This window comes from Oceanicella sp. SM1341 (genome assembly GCF_003448965.1).
Classification (GTDB): Bacteria; Pseudomonadota; Alphaproteobacteria; order Rhodobacterales; family Rhodobacteraceae; genus Paroceanicella.
This window is the reverse complement of sequence record NZ_QRGC01000016.1, coordinates 1-13,508: the sequence shown is the minus strand read 5'-3', so window position 1 is coordinate 13,508 and position 13,508 is coordinate 1. Positions and strand designations below refer to the sequence as shown.

12 protein-coding genes and 1 pseudogene are annotated in these 13,508 nt (G+C 70.8%); 5 read left to right on the top strand and 8 right to left on the bottom strand.

Annotated elements, in window-relative coordinates:
* Positions 1-2: 2 nt before the first annotated feature.
* From D3P35_RS14965 to D3P35_RS14955, 3 genes are all read right to left on the bottom strand, one after another.
* On the bottom strand, positions 3-860 hold the full coding sequence (locus tag D3P35_RS14965) for an ABC transporter permease (RefSeq protein WP_118135550.1): 858 nt from the start codon (positions 858-860) through the stop codon (positions 3-5).
* Positions 857-1,636 (bottom strand): ABC transporter ATP-binding protein, encoded by a 780-nt coding sequence (locus D3P35_RS14960; protein ID WP_118135549.1) that lies wholly within the window; start codon positions 1,634-1,636, stop codon positions 857-859. The genes D3P35_RS14965 and D3P35_RS14960 overlap by 4 nt, the downstream gene beginning before the upstream one ends.
* 67 nt (positions 1,637-1,703) lie before the next feature.
* Positions 1,704-2,696, bottom strand: coding sequence for an ABC transporter substrate-binding protein (locus D3P35_RS14955; RefSeq protein ID WP_198670634.1), 993 nt, complete (start codon positions 2,694-2,696; stop codon positions 1,704-1,706).
* A 251-nt stretch (positions 2,697-2,947) separates the two neighbouring features.
* Between D3P35_RS14955 and D3P35_RS14950 the strand changes: the two genes are divergently transcribed.
* Positions 2,948-3,334, top strand: a complete 387-nt coding sequence (locus D3P35_RS14950) for a RidA family protein (protein WP_118135547.1) — start codon at positions 2,948-2,950, stop codon at positions 3,332-3,334.
* A 142-nt stretch (positions 3,335-3,476) separates the two neighbouring features.
* Positions 3,477-3,800, top strand: coding sequence for a hypothetical protein (locus D3P35_RS14945; protein ID WP_118135546.1), 324 nt, complete (start codon positions 3,477-3,479; stop codon positions 3,798-3,800).
* On the opposite strand, the gene D3P35_RS14940 is transcribed toward D3P35_RS14945, so the two are convergent.
* Together D3P35_RS14940 and D3P35_RS14935 are read right to left on the bottom strand one after the other, a co-directional pair.
* The gene (locus tag D3P35_RS14940) at positions 3,797-4,768 is read right to left on the bottom strand and encodes a threonine dehydratase (protein ID WP_118135545.1); all 972 of its coding nucleotides are present in this window, start codon (positions 4,766-4,768) and stop codon (positions 3,797-3,799) included. The two genes, D3P35_RS14945 and D3P35_RS14940, sit on opposite strands and share 4 nt — an antisense overlap.
* Positions 4,743-5,582, bottom strand: a complete 840-nt coding sequence (locus tag D3P35_RS14935) for a helix-turn-helix domain-containing protein (protein ID WP_157982164.1) — start codon at positions 5,580-5,582, stop codon at positions 4,743-4,745. The genes D3P35_RS14940 and D3P35_RS14935 overlap by 26 nt, the downstream gene beginning before the upstream one ends.
* 160 nt (positions 5,583-5,742) lie before the next feature.
* Here D3P35_RS14935 and D3P35_RS14930 point away from each other — a divergent pair, with 160 nt between their 5' ends.
* Genes D3P35_RS14930 through D3P35_RS14920 form a run of 3 tightly spaced genes read left to right on the top strand, consistent with a single transcriptional unit; the run spans position 5,743 to position 10,408 of the window.
* Positions 5,743-7,635: a TRAP transporter fused permease subunit gene (locus tag D3P35_RS14930; protein WP_118135543.1), complete on the top strand. Its 1,893-nt coding sequence runs from the start codon at positions 5,743-5,745 to the stop codon at positions 7,633-7,635.
* On the top strand, positions 7,632-8,651 hold the full coding sequence (locus D3P35_RS14925; protein WP_118135542.1) for a TAXI family TRAP transporter solute-binding subunit: 1,020 nt from the start codon (positions 7,632-7,634) through the stop codon (positions 8,649-8,651). The genes D3P35_RS14930 and D3P35_RS14925 overlap by 4 nt, the downstream gene beginning before the upstream one ends.
* A 56-nt stretch (positions 8,652-8,707) precedes the next feature.
* Positions 8,708-10,408 (top strand): alkaline phosphatase family protein, encoded by a 1,701-nt coding sequence (locus tag D3P35_RS14920; RefSeq protein ID WP_118135541.1) that lies wholly within the window; start codon positions 8,708-8,710, stop codon positions 10,406-10,408.
* Between the two features lie 351 nt (positions 10,409-10,759).
* Here D3P35_RS14920 and D3P35_RS14915 read toward each other — a convergent pair whose 3' ends face one another.
* From D3P35_RS14915 to D3P35_RS14905, 3 genes and pseudogenes are all read right to left on the bottom strand, one after another.
* Complete coding sequence (locus D3P35_RS14915; protein WP_118135540.1) at positions 10,760-11,608, bottom strand: F0F1 ATP synthase subunit gamma; 849 nt, start codon at positions 11,606-11,608, stop codon at positions 10,760-10,762.
* 118 nt (positions 11,609-11,726) lie between these two features.
* Positions 11,727-13,274 (bottom strand): F0F1 ATP synthase subunit alpha, encoded by a 1,548-nt coding sequence (locus D3P35_RS14910; RefSeq protein ID WP_118135539.1) that lies wholly within the window; start codon positions 13,272-13,274, stop codon positions 11,727-11,729.
* Positions 13,264-13,508 (bottom strand): annotated as a pseudogene (locus D3P35_RS14905) (hypothetical protein); the annotation flags it as partial. The gene D3P35_RS14910 and the pseudogene D3P35_RS14905, both read right to left, overlap by 11 nt.

Sequence of the window (13,508 nt, the reverse complement as noted above, 5' to 3'; positions counted from 1 at the left end):
TTTTACACCTCGCGCCGGATGGCGCTTTCATGCCATTTGTGCAGCAGCATGTAGCTGAGGAAGCTCAACCCGGCATAGATCACCACGCCGGTCGCTGCAATCAGGAGGAGTGCGGCAAACATGCGCGGAATGTTGAGCCGGTAGCTCGCCTCCAGGATGGTGAAGGCAAGGCCCGAGCCCACCCCGCCGGTGCCCGCCACGTATTCCGCCACCACCGAGCCGATCAGCGCCAGCCCGCCGGCGATGCGCAGGCCGCCGAGGAAGTACGGCAGTGCCGAGGGCAGCTGCAGGTAGCGCAGCCGCTGCCAGCGCGTGGCGCCGTAGATGCGGAACAGGTCACGCAGGTTGTGGTCGGCCGAGTTCAGCCCCAGCGTGGTGTTGGAGAGCACCGGAAAGAAGGCCACGATCCAGGCGCAGATCAGCAGGCCCGCCATCTTGTTGTCGACATAGATGAAGATCAGCGGCGCGATCGACACGATGGGCGTCACCTGCAGGATGACCGCGTAGGGGTAGAAGGACATCTCCACCAGCCGCGACTGGGTGAAGAGCACCGCCAGCCCCACGCCGCCGATCACCGCGATGGCGAGCGCCATGAGGGTGATCTGCAGGGTGATGAGCAGGGCGTCGAGCAGGAGCGCCCAGTCCTTCACCAGCGTCTCGAACACCAGCACCGGCCCGGGCAGGATGTAGTGCGGGATGCCGTTGAGCGTGACGACAAGGTGCCAGGCGAGGATGCCGAGCCCGATCACCAGCACCGGCAGCACCCACTTGCCCCATTTCTCGAACGCAAGGCGCCGGCGGCGGCTGCGCTCCTCGACATCGACGAGCTCGGGCGCGCTGCCCTCGGTGAGGCTGGTCATGCGGCTTCTCCCATCGCGTCATGCAGGGCGGCGGAGGCCTCGCGGCACAGGGCGGCGTATTCGGCCGAGGTGCGGAAGCTCTCGTCGCGCGGGTAGGGCGCGTCCACGGCAAGCTCGCGCAGCACCCGGCCGGGGCGGGCGGCCATCACCACGATGCGGTCGGAGAGGAACACGCTCTCGAACACCGAGTGGGTGACGAAGACCACCGTGCAGCCCAGCTCGGCCTGCAGGGTGAGCAGGTCGTTGTTGAGCTTGAAGCGGGTGATCTCGTCGAGTGCGGCGAAGGGCTCGTCCATCAGGATGAGCTTCGGCCGGGTCACGAGGGCGCGGGCGATGGACACGCGCATCTTCATGCCGCCCGAGAGCTCGCGCGGGTAGGCGCGCTGGAAGCCGTCGAGCCCCACCAGCCGCAGGGTCTCCGAGATCTCGCCGCGCACGGAGGAGAGCGAGGCGCCGCGCAGGCGCATCGGCAGCCAGACGTTCTGCTCCACCGTGGCCCAGGGCATCAGCGTGGGCTCCTGGAACACCACGCCGAGGGCGCCCGGCTCCTGCGGCACGGCCCAGCGGATGGCGCCCGAGGTGGGCAGCGAGAGGCCCGACATCAGCCGCAGCGCGGTGGACTTGCCGCAGCCCGAGGGGCCGAGCAGCGAGATGAAATCCCCCTGCCGCACGGTGAGCGACATGTCCTGCAACGCCACGGTGGCGCCGCCGAACACCTTGCCCACGCGGTTCACGCTCATCAGCTCGGGGCGCTGGCCTGTGGTTGGAGGGGTCATGCTGTCTCCCGGTCGTCCTGCGCCCGGGGAGAATGCCCCCGGGCGCGGCTGCCGTCCGTTTCTGCCGTTACTGCTTGATGTCCATGCCGACACCCTGGCCGACGAAATCGGTCACGAAGGAGGCCTGCCAGTCGAGATCGGCCGAGACCACGCCGGCCTCCACCATCTTGTCGTAGAAGTCCTTCACCTTTTCCTCGGTCATCACGCCGATGCCCTTCTCCAGCGCGTCACCGCTGTCGGCGATGCCGTTTTCCTTCATCTTCTCCAGGGCGTAGTCGATCTTGTCCTGGGTCATCTCCGGATTGTCCTGCATGATCAGGGCGTTGGCGGCCGATCCGTCAGCGTAGAGATAGGTGTACCAGCCCTTTATCGAGCCCTCGACGAAGCATTTCACCACCTCGGGGCGGCTCTCCAGCGTGTCGCGCATGGTCTCGATGGTGGTGGCGTAGCTGGAATAGCCCTGGTCGGCGATCAGGAACACGTTGGGGGTGAAGCCGCCTTCCTTCTCCACCACGTAGGGCTCGGAGGAGAGGTAGCCCTGCATGCCGGTTTCCTTGTCGGCGAGGAAGGGCGCGGGGTTGAACGTGTAGGGCACGCGCTGGCTCTCGGTGAAGCCGTAGGCCTTGATCATCCACTGGTAGTAGCTCTGGTAGCCGTTGTCGCCGATCAGCAGCTTGAGCTTCTTGAGGTCCTCCCAGCTGTCGGCCACGCCGGGGTGGGCGAGGATCACCTGCGGGTGCTTCTGGAAGATGGCCGCGACATTGACCACCGGGATGCCCTGCTCGACGGCCGAGAAGGCCTGCAGCAGGTCGCCGCCCATGTTGAAGTCGATGCGCCCGGCGAGCATGAGTGCGCGGTTGTTCACCTGCGGGCCGCCCGGCACGATGGTGACATCGAGGCCGCACTCGGCATAGGTGCCGTCGGCCACCGCCTGGTAGAAGCCGCCGTGCTCGGCCTGGGCCAGCCAGTTGGTGCCGTAGGACACTTCCACCAGGTCCTGGGCCTGTGCCGATACCGCGATCAGCGATGCCGCCACCGCCGTGATGAATCCCGCCTTCATGCGCGCCTCCGTTGATTGTCGCCCGGGCCAGAGTGCGTTCCGGTTGAATTGTCGACAAGTGCGCATATCGGCTTTTTCCGGGGATACCCCCGCATTGCCGCCAAAATGCACAGGCTTTGCGCGCGGCTGCTGAAACCCTGACCAGATGGTCGGGAAAATTCTCCGCCCGCCGGCCACGGACTTTCCCGCCGGCCGCCGCGCCTGCGAGAAAGGGCGTCGTCACGGAATCACCATAGCGAAAGGCAGCCGCCATGAAAGCCCTCACACCGCCCTCCATCCGCCCGCCCTTCGCGCGCTACTCGCACGGGATCGAGGTGCCGCCGGGGCGCGGGCTGATCGCCACCTCCGGCCAGCTCGGCATCGCCGCCGACGGCACGGTACCCGAGGGGGCGGAGGCGCAGGCAGCCCTCTGCTTCGGAAATATCGAAGCGATCCTGGCGGAGGCCGGCGCCACCCCCGCCTCGGTGATCCGATTGAATGCATTCGTGACGGCGCGCGAGCACATGGCCGGCTACATGAAGGCGCGCGACGCCTGGCTGGCCGAGGTCTCGCCGCCGCCCGCCTCCACGCTGATGATCGTGGGCGGCTTCACCCGGCCGGAGTTCGTGGTGGAGATCGAGGTCCTGGCGATAAATTAGCCATTCCGCGGGCTTGCGCGGCGGAATGGAGATTGTTCATCAGCTCTGTTCCGCGGCATTGCGCCGTCTTCTCCGCGCCGGCCCGGGCGGGCAGTCTGGGCAGCGGGGGACGCGCGTGAGGGGCACGGGACGGAGTGTGTTCATGCCGGTATTCCACATGCCCCTGTCGGGGAACGTCTCGCAGATCTTCCGCCAGTGGACCTCGCTGATGACCGCGATCGGCAACAGCTTCAGCCTGGTGACCATCAACATGGGCCGCTCCGAGGATCCGGAGACCGAGGCGCGGGTGCTCGAGGAGGTCGGCAGCTACGGCCGCCAGCTCGGGCGCATTGGCGATGCACTCGGCGTGATTGCCGCGCATTTCGAGCCGAAAACGCCGCTTGCCCCGCAGGAGCGGGAGGCGCTCGACGCGCTGCGCCGCATGCTGCGCGAGATCGAGGCGGTGAAGGCGCGCGCGCCCCGCTAGGCCGCCGGCACGCCCCCTGCCAGCACCTCGGCGAAGAGCGGCGTGTCGATGTTGCCGCCCGAGAGCACGGCGGCCACCTTGCGGCCGGCGAGGCGCCCGCGCTCCTGCATCAGCCCGGCGAGGGCGGCGGCCCCCGCCCCCTCGGCGAGGTTGTGGGTGGCGCGGAAGATCAGCCGCATCGCCTCGGCGATCTCGGCGTCCGACACGGAGATGAGGCGCTCCGCCCCGGCGCGGTAGATCGCCAGTGCAGCCGCGTCGGCGCTGCGCAGGGCGATGCCGTCGGCGAAGGTGCGGGCGGTGTTGGTGGCCACCGGGTGGCCGGCCTCGAAGGAGAGCCGCGCGGCGGGCGCGCCCTCGGCCACCACGCCCACGATGCGCGCCGGATGCCCGAGCGCATCGCGCGCCGCGATCATGCCGCAGATGCCCGAGCCGAGCCCCACCGGCACGTAGACCGTGTCGAGGTCGGGCACGGCGCGCAGCAGCTCCAGCCCGCAGGTGGCGACACCGCGCACCAGCTCGGGATGGAACGACGGCACCATGCTCAGCCCCTCGGCCTGCGCCAGCCGCTCGGCCTCGGCGCGGGCGGTCTCGAAATCCGCGCCATGCTCCAGCAGCCGGGCGCCGAAGCCGCGCATGGCGGCGTTCTTCTCCGCCGAATTGCCGTGCGGGACAACCACCACCGGCTGCAGCCCCGCGGCGGAGGCCGCCCGGGCCTGGGACTGGCCGTGGTTGCCGCGGGTGGCGGTGATGATGCCGCGCACCTCCGGCTGGGCCTTGCGCAGCCAGTCGATGTAGGTGATGCCGCCGCGGATCTTGAAGGCTCCGGCCGGGGTGTGGTTCTCGTGCTTGAGCCAGACCTCGGCGCCCGCGGCCTCGGCCAGCAGCGGCCAGGCGTATTGCGGGCTGGGCGGCATCTGCGCGGCCACCAGCGCGTGGGCGGCGTCAAGTTCGCTGAGGGTGAACTGCATCCTCTGTCCTCTCCGGGGGGGCGGTGCGCGCGTCGAGGGCGGCGCAGATGCGCTGCGTGGTGTCGCGCAGGGGGCCGAGATGCTCGGCGGCGAAGGCCTCGTGGGTGAGGTGCACCCGCGGCCAGAGCAGGGTGAGCGCGCCCAGCGGCCGGCCGCGCTCGATGAGCGGCAGGGCGATGGCGGCGAGCCCGTCGTCGAACACCGTCTCGCCCAGGTAGGCCGAGAGGCGGATGGCATAACCGCGCCGGCGCGTGGCCTCCAGGATGTCGAGATAGGCCTCGATGCCGAGGCCGAAGCGGGCGAGGCCCCAGGTCTCGTCGCCTTCGGTGAGCCGGTGCACCTCCATCACCGCCTCGCGGCGCATGGCCGAGAGGCAGGCGGTGCCCGAGGCGGTGCCGAAGATGTTGAGCCAGCGGTTCACCCGGCCGGGGTAGATGTGGAACGGGCTCGCGGGGCGGGTGGATTCGACGATCTGCATGCGCCGGCCGTCCATCACGTGGATGTCGGAGGGCCAGCGCACCCGGTGGGTGAGCGCGAGCGCGAGCGGCAGCGAGAGGTCCACCAGCCAGGCGAGCCCGTGCGGGATCGGTGCGCCGGTGCTCATCGGCAGGGTGATGTTGATGCGGTAGCGCCCGTCGGAGAGCGAGCGGCGCACGATGCGCCGGGCGATCAGCGTGCCCAGCAGCCGGCGGATGGAGGATTTCGGCAGGCCGGAGGCGGCGTGCAGCTCGGCGAGCGAGCTCGACCCGCTGCGCGCGAGGATCTCCATCAGGGTGATGCCCCGGTCGAGTGAGCGGTTTTCCAATGCGCCCATCGGCGTCTCCCCCCGGGCCGCGCGCCATTGAGCGGCGCATCCGGCGAGCGGCACAGCAGGCGAGCCCGTGCCGCTGAGCGGCACGTTAACGCATCGCTCATTGTCGCGGCAAGGGCGCGGGAGCATCCTCCCCTCCGCCGACCTTAGGGAGGAAACGGCCATGTATAATCATAACCGCGCCTTTGATGCGGGCGCGGACGCGGCGTCGGTCTGCCTCGCGGGCCTGGCGGTGTACACGTCCGCCTTCGGCGTGTTCGACAATGCCTGGGTCTCGGGGCTCAGCGTGGGGCTCGGCATGCTGGTGCTGCTGCTCGGGCAGGGCCCGGCCGCAGGCGCGCCGCGGCCGGGCTGGCTCAATGCGCTGCACCTCGGGCTCGCGGCGGTATTCCTCTGGCTGCTGTGGAACTGGCTGGGGGTGATGCTGGAGCAGGAGGAGTTCTTCATCGAGATCTCCGGGGCGCAGCTGATGATGGGCTGGGCCGCCTTCGCGCTCATCGGCTACGCGACATGGCGGGGCTTTGGCCTGCCGATGCTGCTCGTCTACCTGTTCCTGCTCGCCTATATCCTTGCGCCCACCAGCCTTTTCGGCGCGGGCGAGGCCTGGACCCGCGTGGCGGAAAACCTGTGGTACTCCACCGACGGCGCCTTCGGCCGGCCGGTGGAGGTGGTGAGCCGGGTGGTTCTGGTGTTCATCGTGTTCGGCGCGGTGCTGCAGGCCTCGGGCGCGGGCGCGGTGCTGCTCAAGCTCGCCTTCGGCGCCACCGGGCGCTTCACCGGCGGGCCGGCGCATGCCTCCATCGTGGGCTCGGCGCTGTTCGGCACCATGTCGGGGGCGGCGGTGGCCAACGTGGTCTCGACCGGCATCTTCACCATCCCGATCATCAAGCGCGCGGGCTTCCGGCCGAAATTCGCCGGCGCGGTGGAGGCGGCGGCCTCCACCGGCGGGCAGATCATGCCGCCGGTGATGGGCGTGGTCGCCTTCCTGATGGCCGACGTGACCGGCATTCCCTATCTCTCCATCGTGGTGGCGGCCACGCTGCCGGCGGTGTTCTACTACGCGAGCCTGTTCATGGTGGTGCTGGTGGAATCGCGCCGCATGGGCATCCGCCCCACGCCGAAGGCCGAGCGCGAGCGCATCACGAGGGCCGACTGGCTGCAGAGCCTCGCCTTCTTCATCCCGCTCGGCGTGATCGTGGGGCTGTTGGTGCAGGGGCGCACGGCGCAGTTTGCCGGGGTGGTGGCGCTCGGCGTGGCGGTGGTGCTGTGCCTCGCGCTGTTCCCGGCCTTCCGGCGGCCCGCGGCCTGGTGGGCGGCGCTGGTCTCGGCCGGGCGCACCTCGGCCACGCTGATGGTGATCGTGACGGCCATCGGCGTGGTGATCGGGGTGATCAACATGACCGGGGTGGGGCTGCAGTTCGCGCAAGGCATCCTGTCGCTCTCGGGCGAGAGCCTGTTCCTGAGCCTGGTGCTGGTGATGCTGGGCTGCCTGGTGATGGGCATGGGCGTGCCCTCGGCGCCGGCCTATCTCATCGTGGCGCTGGTGATGGGCCCGGCGCTGGAGCGGCTGGGGGTGCCCACCATCGCGGCGCATCTCTTCATGCTCTATTTCGGCGTGCTCTCGGTGGTGACACCGCCGGTGGGCCTCGCGGCCTTCGCCGCCGCGCCCATCGCCGGGGCAAAGCCGATGGAGACCGGGTTCGAGGCGCTGCGCCTGTCCATCGCGGGGTTCATCATCCCGTTCCTCTTCGTCTACCACCCCGACATCCTGATCATCGAGGGGGTGACTGTGGCGGGCCTCGCCTGGGCGGTGCTGTGCTTCTTCTCCGCCACCTGGATGATCGCGACCGCGCTGTCGCGCTTCGACACCCGGCGGCTGGAGCTGTGGGAGGTGGCGCTGCGGCTCGCCGCCGCCCTCGCCATCCTCTGGCCGGGGGTGGAGCCGAGCGTCGCGGGCTTCGGGCTCGCCGCTGCCGCCATGGCGCTGCACCGCTGGCGCGGCGCGCCGCTCTCCGCGCCAACAAAACTCACACGAAACACGGGAGGACAGGAATGAAACCCATGCGCCAACTGGCCCTTGCGGCCGCGGCCCTCGCAGCGCTCGGCACGGGTGCCGGGGCGGCGGAGAAGATCCGCATGGCCACCATCGCGCCGGGCTCCTCGGCCTATCTCACCATGTCGACCATGGCGACCATCGTGAACCAGGAGCAGGACGACTACGAGATCACGGTCGACGCCACCGGGGCCGCGACCAAGCACATGGTCGACCTCGCGCAGGGCAAGCTCGACTTCGTGATGTCCTCGCCCACGGTCTACGACGCGATGAAGACCGGCAGCTTCATGTACCAGAAGCTCTCCTCGGCGCCGGAGCTGGCCGGCAATGTCCGCCTCGTGTTCTGGTTTCCCTACGGCACCTATCATTTCGTGACCTATGCCGATGACGGCATGACCTCGCTGGAGGATATCCGCGGCAAGAAGGTGTTTCTCGGCCCCCCCGGCGGCGGGGCCTGGAACACCGCGCGCCAGTGGATCGAGGCGCAGACCGGCATGAAGCCGGGCGAGGATTACGAGAACTTCAAGGGCTCCTGGTCCTCCGCCTTCCAGGCCTTCCAGGACCGGCAGGTGGATGTCTATGCCGTGGGCGGCATCCCGCCCTTCCCGCAGCTCGAGCAGCTCACCGCCACCAGCAAGCTGCGCCTGCTCGGCCCCGACAAGGCGCAGGTGGAGGCGCAGAGCGACGACCAGCTCGCCCCCTCGCGCATCCCCGGCCGCTCGCTCGAGACCATCCCCGCCGGCACCTACGGGCCGAACGTGGTGAACACCGACGACGTCTACTCGCTGGGCTCGGTGGTGGGTGTCGCCACCCGCGCCGACCTCGACGAGGACACGGTCTACGCCATCACGAAAGCCTTCTGGGAAGGGGCAGAGAAGATGCGCGACAGCGCGCCCTGGCTCAAGCGCATCACGCTCGACTATGCGGTGAGCCCGGGCGGCATGGCCCTGCACCCCGGTGCTGCGCGCTACTACGAGGAGATCGGGGTGGAGATCCCCGAGGCCTCGCTCGCCGATTGACACCCCGCGGGGGGCTGCCCGGCCCCCCGAACCACCCCCGTTTGCCCAGGCACGCCATGACCAGACAGATCCGCAACATCCTCTTCATCATGTTCGACCAGCTGCGCTGGGACTACCTGAGCTGCGCCGGCCACCCTTTCCTCGAGACCCCGCATATCGACGCGCTGGCCGCGCGCGGGGTGCGCTTCTCGCGCGCCTACGTGCAGTCGCCGGTCTGCGGCGCGTCGCGGATGAGCACCTACACCGGCCGCTACGTGAGCAGCCATGGCGCGGCCTGGAACAACTTCCCGCTGAAGGTGGGCGAGCGCACCCTCGGCAGCCACCTGCGCCGCCTCGGGATGGAGAGCTGGCTCATCGGCAAGACCCACATGAAGGCCGATGACGCGGGCATGGAGGAGCTGGGCCTGAGCCGCGAGGGCGTGATCGGCGCGCGCGTGGCCGAATGCGGCTTCGACCCCTGGGTGCGCGACGACGGCCTCTGGGGCGAGGGGCCGGACGGGTTCTACGACCGCAAGCGCTCCCCCTACAACGAATACCTCAAGGCGCAGGGCTACCCCAGCGCCAACCCCTGGCACGACAACGCAAATTCGGGCGTGACCGAGGCGGGCGACATGGCCTCCGGCTGGCTGATGCAGCACGCCGACCGGCCGGCCAACATCCGCGAGGAGCATTCCGAGACCCCCTGGCTCACCTCCCGCGCCATCGAGTTCATGGAGGAGAAGCGCGGCGGCGCCCCCTGGCTGTGCCATCTCTCCTACATCAAGCCGCACTGGCCCTACATCGTGCCGGCGCCCTACCACGCGCTGTACGGCCCCGCGCAGGTGGTGCCGCCCACGCGCAGCCCGGCCGAGCGCGAGGCGCCGCATCCGGTCTACGAGCAATACATGAACAACGCCATCGGCCGCGCCTTCTCGCGTGACGAGGTGCGCGACAAGGTCATCCCCGCCTACATGGGCCTGATAAAACAATGCGATGACCAGATGGGCCGGCTCTTCGCCTATCTCGAGCAGAGCGGGCGCATGGAGGACACGCTGATCGTGATCACCTCCGACCATGGCGACTATCTGGGCGACCACTGGCTGGGCGAGAAGGACCTGTTCCACGACTGCTCGGTGAAGGTGCCGCTGATCGTCTACGATCCGCGCGCCGAGGCCGATGACACCCGCGGCACGGTCTGCGACGAACTGGTCGAGCAGATCGACCTCGCCGCCACCTTCATCGAGGCGGCGGGGGGCGAGGTGCCGGAGCATATCGTCGAGGGCCGTTCGCTGATGCCCTTCCTCGAGGGGGAGGAGCCGGCGGAGTGGCGCGAATTCGCGGTGTCGGAATACGATTTCTCCGCCACGCCGATGGCGGCGAACCTCGGCCTCGCCCCGCGTGATGCGCGGCTGTTCATGATCGCGGACAAGCGCTGGAAGTTCATGCATGCGGAGGGCGGCTTCCGGCCGATGCTCTTCGACATGCAGGCCGACCCGGGCGAGCTCACCGACCTCGGCGCCAGCCCCGCCCATGCCGGCATCATCGAGGTGATGTACGAGCGGCTCGGCCGCTGGGCCCGGCGCATGGCGCAGCGCACCACGATCTCGGACGGCGAGATCCTGTCGATGCGCGGCAAGTCGCGGCGCACCGGCATCCTGCTCGGGCTCTACGACGGCTCGGAAGTGCCCGAGGAGCTCACCGTCCGCTACCGCGGCCCGGCCCCAAGCCCCGAGCCGAGTCCCGAACCGGCCCGGCCGGAGACCACGCCCGGCGAGTAGCGCGACAGCGGCGAGCATCGCCGCGAGCCTGCGACCAACCCGGAGGAGCCCCGCGCGGTGACCGGAAAACGGCGCATGAATGCAGCGTGGAGCGCAGCAGCCGGGCCCGTCCTCCGCGCGTCTCACCCGGCGGTGAGGCAGGGTCTGCGCGGCAGGCGGCACGCGCGAGGACGGATGGCCCGCAGCGGCAGTCCTGCGCAGGTCTCACCCCGCGGTGCGGCAGGGCCAGCCCGGCGTGCGGCACGTACGGGGGCACGTGGCATGCAGCAGCCGTGCTCTCCCGGCCGCGCCCGGTAGGTCCGCGGCCATCCCCACGTACCGCCCGCGGCCCTGCTGCGAAAGCGCCCGCCCTCAGCGCCCGCGCTGCGCCAGCGCGCCGGAGGCAAGCTCGACGATCTCGGAGGTGATCTCCTCCTGCCGCAGCCGGCGCGCGGTGGCGACGAGTTCCTCCAGCGTGTTCGAGACATTGTTGCGCGCCGCCACCATGGCGCGCATCCGCGCCTCGCTCTCGGCGGCGAAGGAGAGGGTGATCGCCTCGCAGAACTCGGCGAAGACGTATTCCTGCACCAGCGCGTCAAGCAACTCGCGCGGCGGGAGGGTGATCAGCGGCCGGCCCGTGGCGGGCGGGAAGCGCGAGAAGTCGAAGGGCACCAGCCGGCGGGTCTCGATGCGCAGCGCCGATTGCGGGTCGGGCACCGCGTGCACGAGGGTGAGCCGGGCAAGCCCGCCCTCCGCCAGCCCGCTCCACAGCGCATCGGTGAGGCGGCCGGCCAGCAGTGCGGCCTGCCCGGGGTGGGCGATCATCGGCTCGGAGCGCAGCACCGGGCGGTTGCGCGCCGAGGCCGCCATCAGCCCCCGGTCTCCCACCACGCAGAGCCCGGAGGCAGGCCCCGCCATCTGCGCCTCCGCCGCGTCGAGAACGCGCTCGCTGAACGTGCCGGCAAAGCCCTGCTCGGCGCAGAGCGCCACGATGATGTGCTGGCCGTCGCGCGCGGGCGGCGCATCGCGCTCCTCGGGCAGCAGCGCGAGCGCCTCGGAAATGCCGGTGCCCACGGTGGCGGCATAGGCGCGGATGCCCTCGAGGTAGGTTTGCGCCTCGCGCGTGCGGGCGGCGGCGATGCCGCGCATGGCCGAGATCACCGAGGAGAGGCTCTGCACCGTCTCGATGCGCGCGGCGATATCGCCCCGCCGGCCGCTCATGCCGGCGCTCCGGGGCCGGCGCGGTGGAGAGCCTCGGACAGCCGGCCCCCGGGGCGGCAGCGGCCGGCGCGCGGCGGCGCCGCTGGGCCCCTCCCGGCCGGCGCGGCGCGCTCCGGCCTCATGGCGCGGCCCCGGTTTCGGCGGTATTCCCGGCCTCGGCCGCAAGCGTCTGCGCCAGTGCCGTCACGGCGGCGACGAGCTCGGCCCGCACCGCGTCCTCCAGCGCGTCGCCCTCACCGAGGGCGGCGAGGGCGGGGCCGGCGGTGGCGTCAAGATGGCCGGGCAGGCGGGCGCGCAGCGCGGGGAAGCGTTCGGGCGGCAGGGCGTCGAGCGCGCCGTCGGCCAGGGCGGCGAGCAGCGCCACCTGGTCGGCCATGCGCAGCCCGGCGAAGCGCGGCTGGGTGAGCAGGGCGCGGATGCGCTCGCCGCGCGCGATCTGCGCCTTCACCCTCGTGTCGGACATGCCGCCGAAGCGGGTGAACATCTCCAGCTCCAGAAACTGCGCATAGTCGAGCCGCACCCGGCCGGAGACCGCGCGCAGCGCCTTTTTCTGCGCCTTTCCGCCCACCCGGCTCACGCTCAGCCCCACGTCCACCGCCGGGCGCTGGTTTGCCGCGAAGAGCCGCGCGCCGAGCACGATCTGCCCGTCGGTGATCGAGATCAGGTTGGTGGGGATGTAGGCGGAGAGGTTGCCCGCATCGGTCTCGGCCACGGGCAGCGCGGTGAGCGAGCCGCCGCCCCGCGCCGCCGAGAGCTTCGCCGCCCGCTCGAGCAGCCGGGCATGCACGTAGAACACGTCGCCCGGATAGGCCTCGCGCCCCGGGGGCTCGCGGGTGAGCAGGGCAAGCTCGCGGTGCGTGGCGGCATGCTTGGTGAGATCGTCGATGATGATCAGCGCGTCCTGGCCCCGGTCGCGGAAATATTCGGCCATGGTCATGCCGGCGAAGGGTGCGATCCATTGCAGGCCCGGCGCGGTGGCGGCGGGGGCGACCACGAAGATGCAGCGCTCGGGCGCGCCATGCGCCCGCACCGCCTCGATCACCCGCTCCACCGCCGTGGCGCGCTGGCCCACGGCGACATAGACGCAGATCACCTCCGAGTGTTTCTGGTTCACCATCGCGTCCACCGCGATGGAGGTCTTGCCGGTGGCGCGGTCTCCCACGATGAGCTCGCGCTGGCCGCGGCCGAGGGCGAAGAGCGCGTCGACCACCAGGATGCCGGTCTCCATCGGCGCGGAGACGAGGTCGCGCTCGATGATGGCCGGGGCGGGGCGCTCGGCGGGCGCATGCGCCTCCGCCTCCACCGGGCCGCCGCCGTCGAGCGGGCGGCCCAGCGGGTCGAGCACACGGCCCAGAAGGCCCGGGCCCACCGGCACCTCCACCACCTCGCCCGTGCCGCGCACCGGGCTGCCCGCGGCGATACCCTCCTCGCCGTCGAGCAGCACGGCGCCGATGGAATCGGCGTCGAGGCTGAGGGCGAAGCCGAAGCGCCCGCCGTCGAAGCGCAGCAGTTCGTTGAGCCGCACGTCGGGCAGGCCGGAGACGCGGGCGATGCCGTCCGACACCTGCTCCACCCGGCCCACGGCCTCGGCCTCCGGCGCGAGGGTGGCACGGGCGAGGCGGGCGCGGCCGTCCTCCAGCCAGTCGTCGGTCCGGTCAGTCGTCATGGCGGGTGAGCTCCGTGGCAATGCGGTCGAGATCGGCGCGGAACGAGTTGCGCACCCGCGCGTGCGGCAGGGCGAGCTCCAGCCCGGCGATGAGGGCCGCGTCCGCCTCCACCGCGAGGCTGACCGGCCGGCCCAGCACGCCCGAGAGCGCCTCGGCACAGGCGCGCGCCTCGGCCTGCGAGAGCGGCCGGGCGGCGCGCAGCGGCAGGGGCCCGTCGGCGCCGAGCCCGGCGC

What these genes read in the sequence shown, in the direction of transcription:
- D3P35_RS14965 (WP_118135550.1), bottom strand. Translation starts at nt 860, where the DNA reads ATGACCAGCCTCACCGAGGGCAGCGCGCCCGAGCTCGTCGATGTCGAG.
- D3P35_RS14960 (WP_118135549.1), bottom strand. Translation starts at nt 1,636, where the DNA reads ATGACCCCTCCAACCACAGGCCAGCGCCCCGAGCTGATGAGCGTGAAC.
- D3P35_RS14955 (WP_198670634.1), bottom strand. Translation starts at nt 2,696, where the DNA reads ATGAAGGCGGGATTCATCACGGCGGTGGCGGCATCGCTGATCGCGGTA.
- D3P35_RS14950 (WP_118135547.1), top strand. Translation starts at nt 2,948, where the DNA reads ATGAAAGCCCTCACACCGCCCTCCATCCGCCCGCCCTTCGCGCGCTAC.
- D3P35_RS14945 (WP_118135546.1), top strand. Translation starts at nt 3,477, where the DNA reads ATGCCGGTATTCCACATGCCCCTGTCGGGGAACGTCTCGCAGATCTTC.
- D3P35_RS14940 (WP_118135545.1), bottom strand. Translation starts at nt 4,768, where the DNA reads ATGCAGTTCACCCTCAGCGAACTTGACGCCGCCCACGCGCTGGTGGCC.
- D3P35_RS14935 (WP_157982164.1), bottom strand. Translation starts at nt 5,582, where the DNA reads ATGGGCGCATTGGAAAACCGCTCACTCGACCGGGGCATCACCCTGATG.
- D3P35_RS14930 (WP_118135543.1), top strand. Translation starts at nt 5,743, where the DNA reads ATGTATAATCATAACCGCGCCTTTGATGCGGGCGCGGACGCGGCGTCG.
- D3P35_RS14925 (WP_118135542.1), top strand. Translation starts at nt 7,632, where the DNA reads ATGAAACCCATGCGCCAACTGGCCCTTGCGGCCGCGGCCCTCGCAGCG.
- D3P35_RS14920 (WP_118135541.1), top strand. Translation starts at nt 8,708, where the DNA reads ATGACCAGACAGATCCGCAACATCCTCTTCATCATGTTCGACCAGCTG.
- D3P35_RS14915 (WP_118135540.1), bottom strand. Translation starts at nt 11,608, where the DNA reads ATGAGCGGCCGGCGGGGCGATATCGCCGCGCGCATCGAGACGGTGCAG.
- D3P35_RS14910 (WP_118135539.1), bottom strand. Translation starts at nt 13,274, where the DNA reads ATGACGACTGACCGGACCGACGACTGGCTGGAGGACGGCCGCGCCCGC.